The sequence below is a fragment of the Chitinophaga sp. S165 genome (assembly GCF_003182155.1).
Taxonomy (GTDB): domain Bacteria; phylum Bacteroidota; class Bacteroidia; order Chitinophagales; family Chitinophagaceae; genus Chitinophaga.
On the sequence record NZ_QGTG01000001.1, the window covers coordinates 1,604,300 to 1,622,824 of the forward strand.

5 protein-coding genes are annotated in these 18,525 nt (G+C 44.5%); all 5 read right to left on the bottom strand.

The window, feature by feature from the left end:
- Position 1: 1 nt before the first annotated feature.
- Genes C7475_RS05830 through C7475_RS05850 form a run of 5 tightly spaced genes read right to left on the bottom strand, consistent with a single transcriptional unit; the run spans position 2 to position 18,522 of the window.
- Positions 2-8,629: an RHS repeat-associated core domain-containing protein gene (locus C7475_RS05830; RefSeq protein WP_146217483.1), complete on the bottom strand. Its 8,628-nt coding sequence runs from the start codon at positions 8,627-8,629 to the stop codon at positions 2-4.
- Positions 8,630-8,657: 28 nt separating this feature from the next.
- On the bottom strand, positions 8,658-9,458 hold the full coding sequence (locus C7475_RS05835) for a hypothetical protein (protein WP_110052141.1): 801 nt from the start codon (positions 9,456-9,458) through the stop codon (positions 8,658-8,660).
- Positions 9,459-9,473: 15 nt separating this feature from the next.
- Positions 9,474-16,931 (bottom strand): hypothetical protein, encoded by a 7,458-nt coding sequence (locus tag C7475_RS05840; protein WP_110052143.1) that lies wholly within the window; start codon positions 16,929-16,931, stop codon positions 9,474-9,476.
- The gene (locus tag C7475_RS05845) at positions 16,928-17,425 is read right to left on the bottom strand and encodes a hypothetical protein (RefSeq protein ID WP_146217484.1); all 498 of its coding nucleotides are present in this window, start codon (positions 17,423-17,425) and stop codon (positions 16,928-16,930) included. Before C7475_RS05845 ends, C7475_RS05840 begins: the two co-directional genes overlap by 4 nt.
- Entirely contained in the window at positions 17,425-18,522 is a 1,098-nt protein-coding gene (locus C7475_RS05850; RefSeq protein ID WP_146217485.1) for a DUF928 domain-containing protein, read from the bottom strand. Before C7475_RS05850 ends, C7475_RS05845 begins: the two co-directional genes overlap by 1 nt.
- Positions 18,523-18,525 lie beyond the last annotated feature (3 nt).

Here is an 18,525-nt window from a genome sequence, read left to right on the forward strand (position 1 = left end):
ATTATTCACCTCTATAATCGGATACCTTTTTTGCATCATTCGGAAGAGCATATCCATTTCCTGCGCGTGGTTCCATATTGGGTCTTGGCAAACCATATATATCGTACCTTGTGTCTTGCATGTCGGTTACTTGTTCAAGCCCTTTTTCGTTCCCTCTATATGATGCTTGGAAATAAGCTCTTAAATAAAATGGTTTTGCACCAATTTTCTCCAACTCAAGCATTGTATCGTGGTCCACCTCTTCATAAATATTTTTACCACGGCCGGGTTTCCATTGATATTTGTCCGCGAAAGTATAATAAATATCTCCAAAAACCTCTTTTTTCCCATTCTTATCCACATTAATTATGAAATTTCCTACTGCATAAATATTATATGAACCCATTGCCGTTCCCATGTCAGATAATATCGCTCCTCCTTGTTGGTAATTCACAAAGCTGTAATATGATTTCTCATATGATCCCGGTTGTGTAAGCTTTTTAGCGTAGTCCAAAATTGAACTCTTCACTGATTTTTCCACGGAATAAATATTATGCTTAAAGACACCGAATGAAAATGTAGAGGATAGATATTTATAGCTTAATATATCATATCCTCCTTTTCCTTCCATCCATCTTCCTAACAATCGCGCAGACATAGCTCTGCCACTATAAGAAAACATATAGAAGCGATTTACAGCAGTTGACAACGAGCTTGAAAAAGACCCACGTTGATTTTCAGGCATATTGTTAATTTTTTGAATATACGCTTTCCTAATTTTAGGTAATGCTTTGTCAAACCCTGTATCGGGATCAGACTCTTCCTCGCCATCTCTATCCACATATTTTATTGGCTTGTTGCCTGCGAACTGATATGGAGTATACCATGGATATTCCTGTGTCAATGGATCCACACTCAAAAACTTCCCTAATCTCGGATCATACACCCGCATCCCATAATCCTGCTGATTGCCCTCTCCCTTCACCTCATTATCATTCTCCTTCCCATTAAACCCATAACGATAAGACTGATTCGGCAACCGCCACTGCCTATCCGGTTGCAACATACCAAAAGGATAATAATCCTGTGCACTTAACACCTCCGCTTCATAATGATCTACAGCACCGCTAACAACTGATTCCACACGTTTGTCTGAAATAGTTGCCAATACGTTACCTAAGTGATTTGTTAATTCATAGCTTCTATTACCTTTCATTGACCAGTTTGGATCACTATTCGCTCCAGCCACCATTAGCATTTCCGGATTCCATGCACCCAACCTACTGCTGCCGTACAAATATTGTTCTTTCCAGCGTATAACTCCATTTGCATCACTATCATATGTTGCGAGGACATTCCCTTGAGCATCGCGTACATAAAAAGTCGGTTTAGCGTAAAAGCCGGGACCTACCCCAGCCTTGAAGGATTTCACCGCTCTATTCCCATTGGCATCATAGAAGTAGTTCAATGTATATGGATTTGCCGGATCACTACTCTCTACGCTTTCAATTTTACCTGAATAATTCCAGGCGATTTTGCTAATCTGCTCCTGATCATCACTGAGGAGATTTCCTATATTATCGTATTTATAGTTACCCGCCGATTGACCATTTTTCAGATCCGCAGCGTATGGTGAAGTTGTCACCTTATCATCAACCTGTTGTAAACGATTATTCAATAAGTTACCAGCGGCATCACGGCTATAAACATATGAAAGGTCATCCATGTCTCTAACCGTACTGTTGGTAGTGGTCTTACTACCATTACGTCCGTAAGTTAAAATATTACCGTTTCCATCATATGTAACATCTTCCATGAAAGCTTTCTGAGCCGTTCCCGCACGCCAGGTGAAAGCGGCTATGTTTATCGGATGCTGACGCATTGCCTTTAAGCGATTTAACTGATCATAACGATAGCTATAACCAACAGGGCTAGGTTCATTAACATTTTTCAAGGCGATCGTTGTTCGACTAATATTTCCATTGAACAAATCACTTCCTACCTCTGTTTTCTGACCAGCCAACCAGCTAAGTCTGAAAGAAATGGCATCTGTACCTCCGATAGACTTATAATCGCCGTTATAATAATCCAGTGAATAAGCGTATGCATCGCGGCCAACCCCAAAACGCTCACTTCCAGTAACACCGTCCAGCCCCATGTCCCTGTCCGCCTGAAGGAAATTACCATTTACCCCTTTCAACCATCCCTGCAAAGTATAGGAATAATCTATTCCCTGTACCAATTGCTTGTCTCCAAGTTCTGTCCTTGCCAACGGGCCATGCAAATAATACCTATAAACAGCATCTGTATGAGGATCTAATATTTCCCATCCTCCAGGCACTGTAGTTTTCGTACCACTGGACGCTTTTGTAACACGATTCTCTGAATCATACTCATAAGCATACAGGAACTGATCAGCCTCTCCCACCTGGTAACGCAGTTTATCTACTTTTCCACTCACCAGATCATATTTGTAATCAATTCGTTTAGCAGCAGTAAACCCCGGGTATGGTATATATTGCCAGAGTGACTTTACATTTCCAATCTGATCATAACTATAGTATGTCTTTACACCAGCAGCAGCCGGCCCTCCTCCGATTCTTGAGCTACTTTCTACCCAGGAAATCCGATTACGCAGATTCGTCTGCAAAAGTCCGATTGGACCACTCAAAGGTACATCATAATGGGTGTAGCCTCGCTTGTACCTGCCACCTACTGATATAAAATCTGTCACTTCAGCCGCACTTAAGAAAGGCACAATTGAAAGATCAGCTGTCCCTTTAGCTTTTTCTCCTGTTTCAATAATACGGTTCTGATCGTCGTAAATACTATAACTATACCGACCAACAATTCCGCCGTCAGCGATCGGCTCTTTCTGTTCCGCATTCTGGGATGCCACTATGCGTCCTAAACGATCATACCAGAAACGGTTCATACCACCATCAGGTGTATTCTGCGCCTCTACCTTATTCAAAGACTGATAAGCATAAGACGTAGTCAGCGTATGCTCCGGATATACAGGAGTATAACGCGTCTCGTTTGTCGTGCCGCCTATTGTTCCAGGCGCCCCTGCTTCCGGAATATTAAATCTGCCCCAATACGTCCTCACAGGAGGCGCAAGCGTTGTGGCGTATGCAGGACTGATATCCATACAAGTCTCCGCCGCATTAGCCGCTATCTCACTGGCCGTCAATAAACGGTTGTAAAGACGTAGATGCTTCAGCGCTGTCAGATTTTCTGGTACATTAACACCCGCTGATGCGGTACTCATCTCCCATAAACAAGGAGTGATCTCTGACAACGGACCCACAGGACAACGCTTTCCATTCACATACACAGTAAGACCGCCCTGGTTCAAACCTGCACCCTGGATCACTACGTGTGTCCACTGTGGTAACGGTAACATCTGCCTCATATCGGCAACGGTATGACCCGTTAATACGATGTCTGCGTCTTTACCATCTGATGATGGTATGATATTGTATACATCAAAGTTCAGGAACGGACCTGCAAGGCACGCATTAAACATAATGTTCTTGCCTGGCAAGGTTGCTGTTACCTGGCCACCGTTGGCAGCCGACAACCACATCTCCATCGACTGAGAACTTGTTGTCGTAAACAATGGGCTCAGTTTCTGATATGCCTCATTTTTATCAGCGCTTACTGTCACGCCATTATAGGTACAGGTAGAAGGAGTAGTTTTACGCATCAGATCTGCCTGACCACTCAGACCATCGTCTAACAGGTGTACACCCTCTGGTGGTACCGTACGCACCAGATTACCCGCCTGATCATAATAGTATAATGTATAATGATAGATCTGTTGAAGTGTCGTTAACAGCACCTTTGGTCTGTTTGCTCCGCAATAAGCTATATAGTCCTTGCGGAACTGACGTTTGATCTCCTCTATGTACTCCAGATATGATGTCCGGCCTGCGATCACCGCATCTTCCAGTACATCCATCATACACTGGTACTGATCCGGCTGTTGACTGCTGTAAACAGGACGATTACATAATAACGCATCAGGATGTACCACCAGCTCCTTCTCATAAGCAAGATATCCGCCGTACGATAAGGTAAAGCCGAAACGGCTATTCATATAATTAACGAAAATGGTCTCGTAGTTCTGGACGCCAGGAATAAACGCTACGCCCATTCTTGTGGTCAGTGCCGTTTTACCTGCTGCATACTCATTTTCCGTGATACAGCCTTTTGCCGGAGGATCCAAAAATACAGGCAGTTTTACAGGCTTAGCCAACAGATAGCGGCAATTGGTACAACCCATCTGTAACATCTGAAGCTCGGCACTGCTAATATCCATTGCAGCTCCATATCTTGTTTTCAGATAGTCATAGAACTGGCCCTGGCCGCCGGCTGCTGTAAACTCATTCTGTAACGTTGTCAGCTTCGCACAAACAGCGGCGTTGGTGCTGCTGATGATCACAGACGTCAGTTGTTGTTTAGTCTCATAAGGTGCCGGTGCATCCAACAGGTAACTGTTACATTTCAGATCTGTAACTGATACGCCTAACACGCCTGTGATCACGTCATCAAATGATTTGTAGCCTTCTGCGGTAGCCTTGCCTGATGGCAACGTACTAGCCCCCATTGGATGACTTACATCACCGCCTAATTTACATACTTCTATCAGCTTTGCACGAAGCTGGTTTCTCTTGGCACAATGCTCCAGGTCATCAGGGTTACTGCAATGTATAGCCTGCACCAGACACTCTTCCATCTGCTGCATCCAGTTATCCGCCTGCGCCTCACAATTAGCATTTACCTGTATGGCCAGCTGCGCTGCCGATAAGGTATTCAGCGTTGCTGGATCTGTGCTGACATCTGGCATTTCATATGCAAGATTGCCCGCACGTGATATTTTCGTTACATACGCTGGATTACATGCCGGCGTTGGAGGGGTATTCGGTATATCATCACAGCTTAGTACCTCAAATTTCACACCACTTACCGGACCACTTATATCATTGAATGTCCAACGGTTTTCCGTAGAAGATGCTGTAATTGTCTGTGTTGACACGTACACCCCATCTACCATACGATACAACATTGCCGTGATAAACATCCCTGGCAGTAACGGAGTACCGTTGTAATTAACAAAAATGCTTGCCTTTTGTGTTAAATCGTCATTAAACCAGCTGCCTGAGAAATCATCTTTGAGTACATCAAAGGGCTTGCATACGAAAACTGGATCACCTGATGGAGGTAACGCACAATCAGTACTTCTTACTACTATCATCGATGCAGGAACGTTCTTCCATACATAAAACACCGCCGATGTCTGACCGGCCGGTATCTGTACTGTAGGCGCTGGAGATACACTGCTATACTCCGCAGGATAATAGACCCCAACAGTTATAGCCCTGTCTAACGCCAGGCCCTGGTAAGACACTTTGTACTGAAGGGTTTCATTTGGCAATCCTCCTTCCCCACGTTCTATCACAAATTTCGACTTATCTATACAGTTGCCATTCGGAAACCTTACCGGTGTTCCTACCTGACAGATCGATCCACAATACTGGCTTGTATTCCGTAGTGCGGTATAGTACTTCTCCTTTAACTCAAAATACCTGTCACGGAACATCGCCCACTCAAGCTCCCGCTCACGACAGCTTTCAACACGTGCACAATTGTTCCACGTATCTTCTGATGGCGTCTGATTGGTATTACCATCTTTATTACTACAGTATAACATGAAGCTAACGAACTGCGGCAAGGTCTTTGCCGTAAAGTTCTTCGCCTTAAGATAAGGTTGCGTACGGGTGTAATCATTCAGGTCTGCTACTACCTCATTATAATAGCCATGACCCTTACCACCACTGAGGAAGAAGGGATCCTTATTGACCAGCCACAAAGGATCACTCTCACTATAAACACCTCCTGGCACTGCCTGCGGAATGTCAGCTATCGTTTCTCCTATTGTTCTTACCTGCTCGTCCCATTTCAGATAATTGCTGTTATCATTACAGAATTGCAACGCACAATACTCCGGATGATCTGGTAAAAATCTCGTCGCCCATTCTGGTTTCCAATACTGGACAAGCATCGCAAGCGTAAAGTTCACATCATATGGAGACGTGAACTTACCATCCGGCAGTTCTATCCGCTCCTCGATATACAACGCATTATCAGATGCCAGCACCGGGAAACGACCTGTTTTACGCCAGTTCAAGTATAGTACATTGATATCTTTCTCCAATGCATTACCTGCTGCATCAAACAAAGCATACTGCCCCCCTGGACTTACGTCCTGCTTCATTAAATTCGACAGCTCTTCACAAGGTGACGTCACACAGGATGCTCGAAGTGCGGCACACTGGCTAGCCAATGACGCATACAAACCATTGATCCAATCGGTTATCGTCTGATCATTAGTTGAAACATCTACTCCATTTGCCGTTAACTGCGCTTTGATCCGCGAGGTGAAAGTTGTCAGGTCGCCCAGAGACGCTTTACAAGTTGCACAATCATTAAAACAGGATAGAAAATCCTTGCCCAACAGCGCATCATTTATAAATGACCACTCTGATTTTAGATTCGTGTTCTTCCTGATATAATCTTCCGTATATGAAAGTAGTGCTGCTTCTGTTAGTCTTAATTCGAAATTAACATAGTAAACACCTACCAGGTCGAAGTTCGCGTTGATCTCTCCTGTAGCTGCGCCACCATTATTACAGTTGCTGATAGCGCTACCAACAGGTAACGGTTCAGTCGTCTTATATAAAACACGGTTACAATCGTCTGTTATCAGCACATCCATTTCGTAATAACAGTTACTGCAAATGGTCACACCATTTTCCGCGTAAGTTTTTATCAGCCTGTCGATATTATAGTGAATACGCACCGGACCAGGAACCGTCTGCATATGTGTTCCGGTAGCATAAATCTTTAATTTAGACTCATCAAAACGGAACTGCGCTGGCTCCAGTACTACTTCCGTTATCTCTTTTGCCACCGGTTTAGACGGCAAGGGGTCAACATTGTCCGGTGACTCTCCAGCCAGTGCTGTAGCGATCGTTCTGCCTGAGGCATCCAGATAAGTGATACTCATCTGACCATTACCATCAATGACCATATTTTTCAGATAATGATCTGCAAAACCAACATCATTACCGAACATGCGGTTCAACTCCCAGGACTGCGGTTCAGAATAATAATAGCGACTCGCTTTACTTACGCTCTGGTCCACGCCTGGCTGGAACAGCTTGCCCACTCCTCCCTGCACACTCACGCGATTGGTGTTATCTGGTGTATACCGCGTCACTGCGAATGGATAACCCTCTGCATCCGGTATATACTTATTTTCTGTGGCCAGCGACTTGAACTGGTTATTAGGTGAATAATATCTACCTGCACCTGCTATGGATGCCAGCGGTTTGGGGCTACCGATACATGCACCGGCATCACCATATACATCACGGAATGTATAATCCGTCGTCGCATCCTTCTTATGCAGGCTACCGTAATATTTCAGGATGGACTCATTCTCAGGAGACGGTAATATTTTCGCTAACGGACGTCCAAACTCATCATAGATCGTTTCCTGTACAACCGCCTTTTTATCCGCGTTATTTACGCTCACCGTCTGACGATTACGAAGTGTACCGTCAAAATAATTCACCACCTCTTTCTTCTTCCCATCTTCCGAATATACAGCGTCATACTGCCAATTCAGATTATTCTGATGCCATTCGTTCGCAAGGGTGATCACCGCACGGACGGGAACATTATCACCCGGGTTCTTCTGGTCATATTGCCACGGTTCTTCAAGCCTGATACCTTTATCATCATATCTCACCGACCGCATTCGAAGGATCAGGTATTTCGAATAATGTACAAGCGATATCTTGAACTCCTCCCGCTGTACTGTCACACGCGTTGCATTATTTCTAAACATCTGCTTCAGCACATTAACATCAGTCGATGTTCCTGTTGCATCCAATTTCTTCCCATTTTCAGACAGTTCATCGATAAATGTCCATTCCAGGTCATACTCTTCCGCGCCTGTTATCTTATTCCAGATGAGGGAAACCTCCGGCGACGTCGTCGTTTGCGGTTCTGGCCAGATAACAGTTGCCGCCAGTTTTTCGCTGGCATCCAGATCATAAGAACGCTCTACAATCACCTGACTGTTGATCTGGAAAGTGGCAGGAAGATCGGTGCCCAATTCAGCACTCGTTATATCATTAACAGTTATCCTAACCCTGTAGCCGCTCATAAAACTGTACGTCGCAGCGTCCTGGTAGGGTGTCCCCGGCGTCAGATTATAGTCAATCTTTAATTTTAAATGTTCGTTTAATACAAGAGGGTCCTGATTAGGCTGTGGCCAGTACTCTACTTTCAGATCAACCTCACAGCTAAAAGCCTTGTCCAACACTACTCCTGACTCGCGGTATAAACTAAATTTGATCAGATTATTTACTGACGCGTTGTGTATCTTACTCCAATCGTAGCTACTTTCGAACTTTTCATCCTTCACTGTCAGCACATCACCCTTCTTAATAGCCCCCTGCAGCTGGTTCTGATACCGCTCTATTGTATTAAAGGCCTTCAACTGCAGTGATGCCAGAAGCCCAACCGACAGTACTACGACCTTCATTATTGACACTTTCGCGTAAATGGAACGCATATTCATTTTTAACATTATGAGGTTAACATTAGAGATCATTGATTACATCATAGCCGCTAAATAAGCCGGATGGTACAGCGACCCCATTCTTAATAGTGACGTATCTGTCCATCTTGATCAAATCCTTGCGGGATGTTGTAGACGACCAGCTGGTTACTGTTACGTTTATCAGCTTGTCCTTCTGCAGGTCCACCATATCTGAAGGTTCAGATAAACGCATATTCACCTGGTAGATCCTTCCTGTGCTATCATATGAAAGACGGTATTCTCTGCAGCTAATGTGTTTATTGTTCAGCAGGGCGATTTCAGTTAATCCATCTGAAGTTTTACGGGAAATAGTATACCCCTCATTCCCTAACAGACCAACTTCATCCGTCGCCGGCAGTTTTACCGGGTTAGGCAAAGACTTAACAGGTGAGATGAAGATCTTCTTTACATCATTGGCAACAACGATATATGCATCATTTAATGCTGCCACTTCATTATCACCGATACGATAATATCCTTCCTTTCCCTGCCTTGTGTATGTAAACATGGTAGACATACTGCTTGTACTGTCTGCCTGATCGTTCACATTCACGGTTCCGGTAATAGTAAGTGCAGTCAGGGTATCCATGCTGTGCAACATATCAGTCAATTCTTTCAGAATAGCTTTATCCTGCTTGGAAATATCCTTTTTCACAAATGCTTCCGTTGTAAGCGTCTCCTGTTTTACTGGCGAAGTAACAAAACGTTCACGCAATGCAGGGATGCCGGCAAAAGCACCTGCAGTAGCCAGAATGGCCACTACAGGTACAACGATCTTTATATATCTGGTATTCATTTTCATGGTACAGGATAATTACTAATTAGTTTTTTTAAGGTAAGCGGATCGGCTTTCCTTAATGGTCATTATACCTCGCTCTGTTTCTTTTTTAACGCGTACGAGCGAGCCTTCATCGTCATACTCATAGAAAGTGGCGTAGTTGTTCTCGTCCATTTCGGCCATTACTCTCATCGTGTGATCGTCATAAGTATATGTCTTAAGCTGACCATCAAACGGGAATATCCGGATATCATCTATCAGTATGCCCGAACCGGTTCCCTCCAGTACAACAGGTACCTGAACGACGTCGCCGGCAGGCGCATTAGTTGAGAAATTTATCTCGCCTTCTATCAGCTTCCAGCCTTCCACTATCGCCTTATTTACCAGCTCTACATTTTGGCCGTTCACCTTCAGCGTTATATTCACTGATGAAGTTGTCGGACTGCCGTCTTTTACCCAAACAGAGAACACATACTTACGGTCATTGACAGGACAGAATCCTCTCAAGCCCAGCCATTCCTGTGTATTGCGATAGTATTCACCAAGTTTGTTGATATTCAGATAAATACCAGGAGCATGCTCATACCTGAAAAGGTAGGTCTTCAGGTCAAGCTTCTCCGATAGTCTGTAGCTATGATTACCACTATGGGCATCATCCGCACTTAGCTTAGCTTCGTAATTGGTGCCTACTATCTTTTGAATACTGAATTCATCCGGCTCGCAAGGTCTATCATCGCACTTATTATTGTTAAACTGATAGTCGTCAAAACCATCATAGAAGATCTCACGTTGGCGAGCGTTCACACCTACAGCAACCGGCAATGCAGACCTGAATCCATATTTGGCTGAGCTATAATGATTTAGGGCGTCTTTATTCTCCAGCTCCTGTGAATACTTGTCATAGAGCGTGCTTGTAGTAGCTGTCACCCAATCATTGTCTCCTGACATACTCCAGCCATTGTTATATATCCAGAAGGCTTTAAAGTTCTTAAAGTAACCTCCCTGGCGGACATTGGTGCTTCCTTTAGATGTTGTAAGCAATTCCTGCCCTGAACGGCTGGATAACCATGCCATCTGTTTATATGGTAACCAGTTTCCAAGGAACCCTGTCAGATATGGGTTAATTGATGACGTGATAGCTATCGGAGTACATCCCAGATTGTCTCCACAGAGATCCATCAAGGTAGGCGGACATGGATAACGGCGTATCTCAATCACTCCGGCAGCATTCTTTACATAGGTATCCTTCGGTTTTCCATTCACTAAGTTGCCCGTGCTGTAAATAATATTTACATTACCATTTCTCAACTCCGCCAGGGTATTGTTATACACCTCAAGCCCGACTGACCATGAAACACCGTGTGTTCCTATTTCCATTGCTTCAATAGTAATAATATGATTACCCGCCGGCAAATAACAAGGAAATACTTTCCATTTTACAAATGACTCTGTGTTGGTTCCATCTGACAGTATTTCTTTCCATAGCTTACCATCAATATACACGCGCATCTGGTTGTCCACTCCCATTCCTATATAGTACGTCTTACTCTCCGGCGCCGACAAACAGCTATTGAATCCAATCCATTTGTTTGTATAATCCCTACTTAACCATACTCCCGATGCATTCAATCTTCCACAACCTCCGGATGACGAAGCTAAAGCCGTTACAGACTTTGATGTCGAAGTGGATGATGTATACTTAACGACATCTCCCGTATCGGTATGCATTATTGTAGTACCGGGCAAGCCCAGATTACTGAAGGAAGAAGTAGTCCTGCTGCCACCGGAACCGGTACAATTATTGGTTCCCCAGAATGGAGATTTCTCCACTGCAACCACATTATTATTTTCATCATAAAATGTTGCTCCCTCCTGAGAATATTCAGGCAAATCTGTTGCGTCTTTAAGTACTAACCCGGCATCAGTGTTCTCTGTGCCGATAGGTATACACATTTGTCCATCTGCACTTTTTTCATAGCCCGGAGGACATGATCCTTTCTCACGAGAACCACAATCCGGATACCCGTTCATTACACTGATCCTTTCACCGTCCGGACAGACATAATTACCAATTGCCGGATTACCACTTTCATCCAGTTCATACAGGTATACGTATGGATCGCCTTTAAGGTCGGCTGTTGAAAAGATAGTGGCAGGTTTAATCGCCGTCTCTGACCCAACTGCTAACGTATTCATGTCGGTGGTATATATTTCCGCGCCAACAGTCATACCGTCGTTATCTGCCCAGGCTTCAACACGAATCCGGTGTTTGCCCGCTGTCATACGGTACTTTACCAGGTGCCATATTTCGTAAATTTGTACATCAAATTCCGGTGCGTATTCAACGAACTTCAGATCATCGATCCAGATTCTTACTCTCTTTGTACCGGCATGACCTATAAATACGTCCTGGTCTGTCGTCAGGTTCACCATTTTTTCTGCGCCCCACCAACGGTTACCAGGCAATCCATCCAACCAGATCCCAATGTTGTCCAGCCTTTTTTTCCAATATTCAGCGCTACTTTCACCAATTCTATTGGGGTCGCCGAAGTTATAGAAATGTGCGCCTTGCTTGCCATAGGCTGGTGATATACCAGGAAAACGGATGCTATATTTAAAGTTTGGATTTACCGGTGCAGTTTTATAACACAACCCATCTAAACGCTCTTCGAAGCCCTCAGGACATGTTTTGTAGTTACAATCTGCTGCCTGGCCCCAAGCTTCATCAAATAATACTGCTGTCGCATTAATGATCTTATCGCCCGACAGATCTACATTGCTGATAAATTTCAACTTATTATCTACAACAGGGTTTGTAAGACTAGTGATCGTCGTCGCAGCAGCTCCGAGTTGGTTACGATATCCCGACCGGTAAACTCTCATAGTACCGCTTAGCGATTTCTTCAGCCTACCATCCTCATCGATCACGCGCAATGCCTTCTCTCCTGTTCCATTCAGTGCTGTAGATACAACCCAGGCACGAGTAGTATGGTCAGCAACATCGATTAACTCATCCCCTGCCGTCAGATAGGGTTTAAATTGCTCCAATGGTACAGCATTATCATCCACATCGAAGTTCTCAAGGATCATACCCAGATTCTGATAAGAAAGCCCCATCTTATTATAGATCCAGTATGCCGGAACCGTTAATGTATAAACAGGGTCCTTAAATTCATTCTCTCCCTGAACCAACACCGGCTGGCCAGTATACTTGTCAAACAACACATTACTTGCGGTTGTCGACGCACCGTTCACCTTCTTAATGACGCCTTTTACCACTCCATAATACTGAACAACTTTCGTCAGACAGGATGAACGGAATAATCTATAATCCTCATTTTTCACTATAGGTCCATGCAATAGCGGTATGGTGAAGATGCCGATTGCGAATACGTCAATACCTGGATTAATGTTCTTACCGATGTTCCTGGTTTCAGATTCCCGCATGTCTGCGAACATCTCGATCTCACGGCCGATTACCTGATCTTTGGTAATAACACCAGCAGCATCAACTACATCCACCTTATTATTCAGGCGCAGGTGTTGACCTTCTTCCGTGGCCGCATATTGATACTCCGTAGAAGAGATCTCCTGTCCGGACTGATTAAAGATCCTTTCTGCTTTGGGCTTACCATGCATGTCGTTCACAACAATGGAATAGCCTTGCGACATCGTAAGTTCAGATACAGACCTACCGCCAAAAAATAAAAGCCAGGGGAATGGTTGATGTTTGTTCTTTTCAAGTTCAGTTCTATCAACTATTACCGGGAATTCTTTTGCCGTATAAAACTCATATGACAGCCATCCCGTTTTATTATTAGGATCAGCAACGCCATTTTCATTCAGGTTACGCACTTTCACTTCGCGGTAAACAACGGATGGAGCAGGATAGAATGACTCTCCCGCAGGCTCTTCCTGATAAAAGACGTTGTTAAGCCCAACCCCTGCACGTTGCTCATATATCACAGGCTGTCTCATCATATTTTCATCACCACCTACTGAAGGTTCATATGCCGCAACACCACTACTGATCGTCTGTTTACCATCAGTGATGGTATAGTCATACTCCTGTCCATAGCTGGCGCCTGCTTCGCCACCCGTCATTGTATTCCATTCATCAGACAGTTTTATTCTTTTAACACGTGCACCGCCGCCTCTTTTATGTCCGTTAGCTTTTCCCAAGCGGGCAAAGCTCTTATCCAATTTCACCTTAAAAGCAAAATTCTTACGGAAAGCCCGTTCATTAAAGTTTTCCAAGATCTCTGACAGGTTCTTAACGGAATTAGCCAGCGCGCCAATGGCGGCAGCTATCGGCCTGTCAGGTCCGATCCTGTTCTTATAACCAGGATATGCATATATCGGGTAGTCAACCCTCATGCGCTGCCATGCAGCGCTTGCAATCGGATTTACTTTTATCTGGTCGTCCACATCATCTTCAAATTCAACCAACACACGTCTATTGGTATTATCAACACGCAAAGCTTTTTTGAACTTCACATAACACGGTACGAAATCATAGGAAGCATCGAGATCGGAGTCAACAATGTCTGACATACAAACAAACATTTTGACATACATATACTGACTTCCTCCCAGAAACCTGTTGATAAAATCTGCGTCATTCTTAGGAAGATCGGCCTTCAGGTCAGTCCCTTCAGCTTTAGGCAGTTGTATCTCAAAATACTTCGCTTCAAGCAGGTTGGAGGTTTGTACATAGGGATCCTGGTCCCTGAATTTCTCTTTATACATGGCATAGATGCCTTGCATCGTAGCTGCACGCTTATCCTGCACAAAGGCGTAATCATCTGATTCATATTGCACGTTTATCTTTCCTCCTGTCGGCAAGCCTATTTCTGACAATTGCCACGCTCCAGCGTTTGCATCCGCTTTTGTTTTATCCTGCAACGAATATGGATACAGATCATTTTTTAAATTCCCCATGCCATCCACAGCATTGTCTCCCCTGCCTTTATACGTGCCCCACCTGTCAGTTGACCTCTCGGCGTAGTCAGGATTTACTGCATTATAACCGAATGTATATTTATGACTTTCTCCCTTAGTTGAAGTACCATACGTGAAGTATAATGATTTCAGCGTAAGTTTCCCCTGCCCTTCGTCTTTCGTATTAAGAACATTCTTACATAGGGATGTATAGTCATGTTCCAGCTTCACCGTCTTGATCGGTCTGGTCAGATCGCTCTTCGAGTACAGTCTTATCTCTTTTAAAACCCGCTGTTTTATTCTCGTTTCTTTGTTCCCCATAGAATCCAGCCCCAGTGCATCATCCCTCACATCGGTAATGAAATACGCAACTTTTGTTTTGGATTCTATTGAATGTAAATACCACAGCTCCTTCTCACCGAATACAAAGGAGGCTTTATCATCTGCAGGATCAGCCGCTAGTCCGGGATTGAACTGCGCCATGTCTTTCCTCGCGGGCGTACGCCACCTGTAGTCATATTTATCTGCATTATCCGTTCCGTCGTCTATTTTGGAATATTTAAACCTGATTGCGGTACCACGATCATCATCAGTGATACCATCACCTTTTACGTCAATGTAGTCCGGAGACAAAATGCCTGTCAGCAGATAAGATGTTGCGTAACCTGGCTGCTTCTCCCTGTGAAAATACTGATCAGTGAATTCCACACCACGGGTAGTAGGTTTATAATTAATCTTATCGCCGGTTTTTTTAATGGGAATAAGACCTTGTTCCTTCTGCTCTGCGCTAGCCTCGGAAGCGTCGGCTGAATAAGTATACTCCGTCTGACTTTTATTATATACAGGTATACCATAAACCAGTCTTTTACCATCTGTCTCATTCACTGTTATCTCCGATATATGCTTCGGTTTCCTGTGCCCATTCGACCGGGATTCAAACGTCACAGTTCCTCCCTCGGCACACCCTGCCGGCGAAAATGTATGCACATCATTTACTTTATAAGAACGGATCCTCTTCTCAAGGCCTATCTCTGCTGCCTGTTCGGCTGTGAGGTAAGTTATCGGGGACTGTCTCAGTTGACGGCCATTCTTTTTAAGTAATTCAGTATTTCCAACGGCAGACTTACCATCTGCTTTTAACTGAGGCATAGCTGTTTTTCCGTTCAGGGGAACTCTCACGGCCTCTTCGCCCTGGATCCTGTTTACAAAGGTGGGGTCTTCCATTCCCTTTTCTCCAGTCTGTTTGAAATAAACCTGTTCCTCGCCTAAACTTTCTGTTTTGGAGAAATCGCCATTGGGCAGAAAGAAATTGTCTGTATGCCATCTACCGCTTGCGGTAGTAATATCCTGCAGATATACAGAGATCCCTGTGTGAAAGATCCCACCGGAACCATATTCGTAACTTATGGAAGCGTTATCTGAATAGTCAGTGGTTTTACTGTCATAGAAAGCGCCTGTACTATGGCGAACAGCTTTGAACTGACCGCTCCCTGTCTGGCTGGTGTAGGAAAATATATCCGGCGTAGCTACAGGCAACGGCAGCATTTGCATTTTGGGTACAACAGCTGCCTCTTTTTCCCTCATAAAATCTGTCAGCACATCATCCCTGAACTTACCATTCTCAGCGTACATAAATCCATATGCCCTATTTGCTTGCAGCGCATTGTTAACCGTCCGCTTTGACATATATCCCTTTATACCGTAACCAAGATAGCCACCGAATGCCCCAGGCCCGAAATCGGCGCTGAAAGTAGTATTCGAGGACTTAAAGGTCATAGCCGGCTTCGGATAGAATGTAGGCGTATTAAAACTGAAACTACTTGTTATATCAAGCGCATTGAAACTTGCCCCCAGTGTCAGGCCCTTCAGTCCCTCCCTGGAGTTGTAAGAAGCATTGATTGACAGTCCGCCTCCGGCACCCTGCCTGTCGCTCATCTGGCCACTTAAGGAAAGTGACGGAGAGAACGTAACGCCCTCTGATGTATTAGAGTTAATACCTAATCCCAGTGTCAACGAACTACTGTTACCGTCAGTCAGCTTCTGTCCGATATTCAATCCCACTTCAGCACCGATACCCGTGTAATTATCGCTAAAAATACCAACGGATACCGTACCACCGAGACCGTTACCAAAGATCTCCCCTCTTACATTTACGGTACCTCCCACGGTTACTTTCCGTTTCATATCATTCTCGGTCAAAACAGTATCACCGTAGCTATCGTCCGCTACCCCGCGGATCTGACGGTTAATAGCACCTGTATTCAGGCTCCAGCCAAGTCCCACCCAGCTGGCTTCATCATCCATGCCCGCGCCTGACTGGTAGTTAAGGTTAACAGGATAACCATCAATATCCAATAACGGTATATTGTATTTAAAATCTCCTGTAGACAAATCAACCATATCACTGGTACCTGCCTGCATGAATTTCTTTGTTTCCGGTTGCGCTGGACCCGAAGTCAATGCCCAGGAAACAGATGGTATCAACCCTTGGATAATTAACAAAGCAAGAAAAAAACAAGCGATCCGTACACGGGTACGCGCATTTCTGATCATCATATATTCAGACTTAAAGAATCAATGTGGGCAATAGCCTTCCCTGACATGGGAAAGGAAATTAATTGCTGGGTGAACAACCAGTCCTTAAACAACAACCTGCACTGTGGCTGTGCGTACAACGTCTGCTTATCAAATACAAGCATGTATTCCGCTCCGTTTATAGTGCCATTAGCGATACGGTTTATATCCAGCGGAGTAATAGTATCAGTACCATTCACAACGGCGAAAAGCGTATCAAGTCCATAGCAGAAAGCTTTATCGTCAGATCCTTTTAATGGTACTCCTGTCGTATTGGATATATTCAGGCGGAAATATGACAATGCGGTATCTTCCGAGATCTTCTGATGCGGCATATACTGCAACAGGAACACATAGTCATTCACCGTTTTCTCCTGTAACAATTCATTATCTTTTACAGACTGCATGACTTCCTTTTTTCCAGCACCGCATGCACATAGTACAAGCGCCATCAATCCGTATATAACTCGCTTCATCACTCTTCAGGTTGTTTGTAAATAAATCGCAATTGTTTCTGTTCCCCTGACGGCAGTTTTACATCCATAATGTAGAAATAACCGTCTACAAAACCGCTCTTGCCGGACAGGTCGATCACTACCTGGTTCTGTCCTCTGGCAACTTTAACCTTCGGCAATTTCTTCAACTGCTGGTCAGGTTTTGTCAGACACTGAATACTATATTTCAGGTCTGCTTCCGCATAGGTATTATTAAAGGCAAACAGTACTTGTCCGCGGGCGATGTAGAAGTTTCCTTTTGTCAGATCTTCCAGGTTCCTGAAAGCCTCCGGTGTCGGATCTACAGGCGCTTTCTCACACTCTACAGTGAAATCCCACATTTCTGATTCTGCCAGCAGCAGATCGTTTTTGTAAGCAGATACCTGCCACGCATATTTCTTACCTTCCACCAGCTCATTAGCCAGTGAAGGATATAATAACATCGGCATCGGGATCTGGCGCTGGTTGATAATCGCCAGATTCATTCTCAATGCTTCCGCACGTTGCTGATCTCCTTTCACTTCTACCAGCAGCAAACGGTACATCACACCGTTGACAGCGGGGATCAATGGTTGCCAGGAGAAGGTCGGGCGTTTATCGCACAACTTCTCAGCATCGTAAGGCTGGATCAATTGCATAGCGCTGAACGGCTGCAGATTATAGCTGAAACATTGCTCATCAAGCAGTGTGCTGTTATGGTTGTTGCCCTCGTATAACTGGAAACAGTAGTCATAGTCTCCCTCCGGGAAAAATCCGCTCTGCTTCACTACCGTGGCTATTTTGCTTGCGCCAAACGATACGCCGGAATTATATACAGCACCAGGAGGCACAGTATTCATACCAGGCATCAATTCAAATGCATTCGTACGGATCGTTACTACTGCACCGGATTTCGCTTCCGTAACATTGATAACAAGGTTAACTGTTTGCCGGCCGGCGGGATTTCCCATCCTCACTTTATAAATATTCTCCAGTGTACGCCCTTGGATCTCCGGCATAAAGGCAAATGTGATCTGCGCTTTCAGGGGCATCAACGCACATAGTAACAGCCCTGTCAATAATATTCTATATCCTTTCATATT

Coding starts and splice junctions, on each gene's coding strand:
- C7475_RS05830 (WP_146217483.1), bottom strand. CDS start 8,629: ATGCGTTCCATTTACGCGAAAGTGTCAATAATGAAGGTCGTAGTACTG.
- C7475_RS05835 (WP_110052141.1), bottom strand. CDS start 9,458: ATGAAAATGAATACCAGATATATAAAGATCGTTGTACCTGTAGTGGCC.
- C7475_RS05840 (WP_110052143.1), bottom strand. CDS start 16,931: ATGATGATCAGAAATGCGCGTACCCGTGTACGGATCGCTTGTTTTTTT.
- C7475_RS05845 (WP_146217484.1), bottom strand. CDS start 17,425: ATGAAGCGAGTTATATACGGATTGATGGCGCTTGTACTATGTGCATGC.
- C7475_RS05850 (WP_146217485.1), bottom strand. CDS start 18,522: ATGAAAGGATATAGAATATTATTGACAGGGCTGTTACTATGTGCGTTG.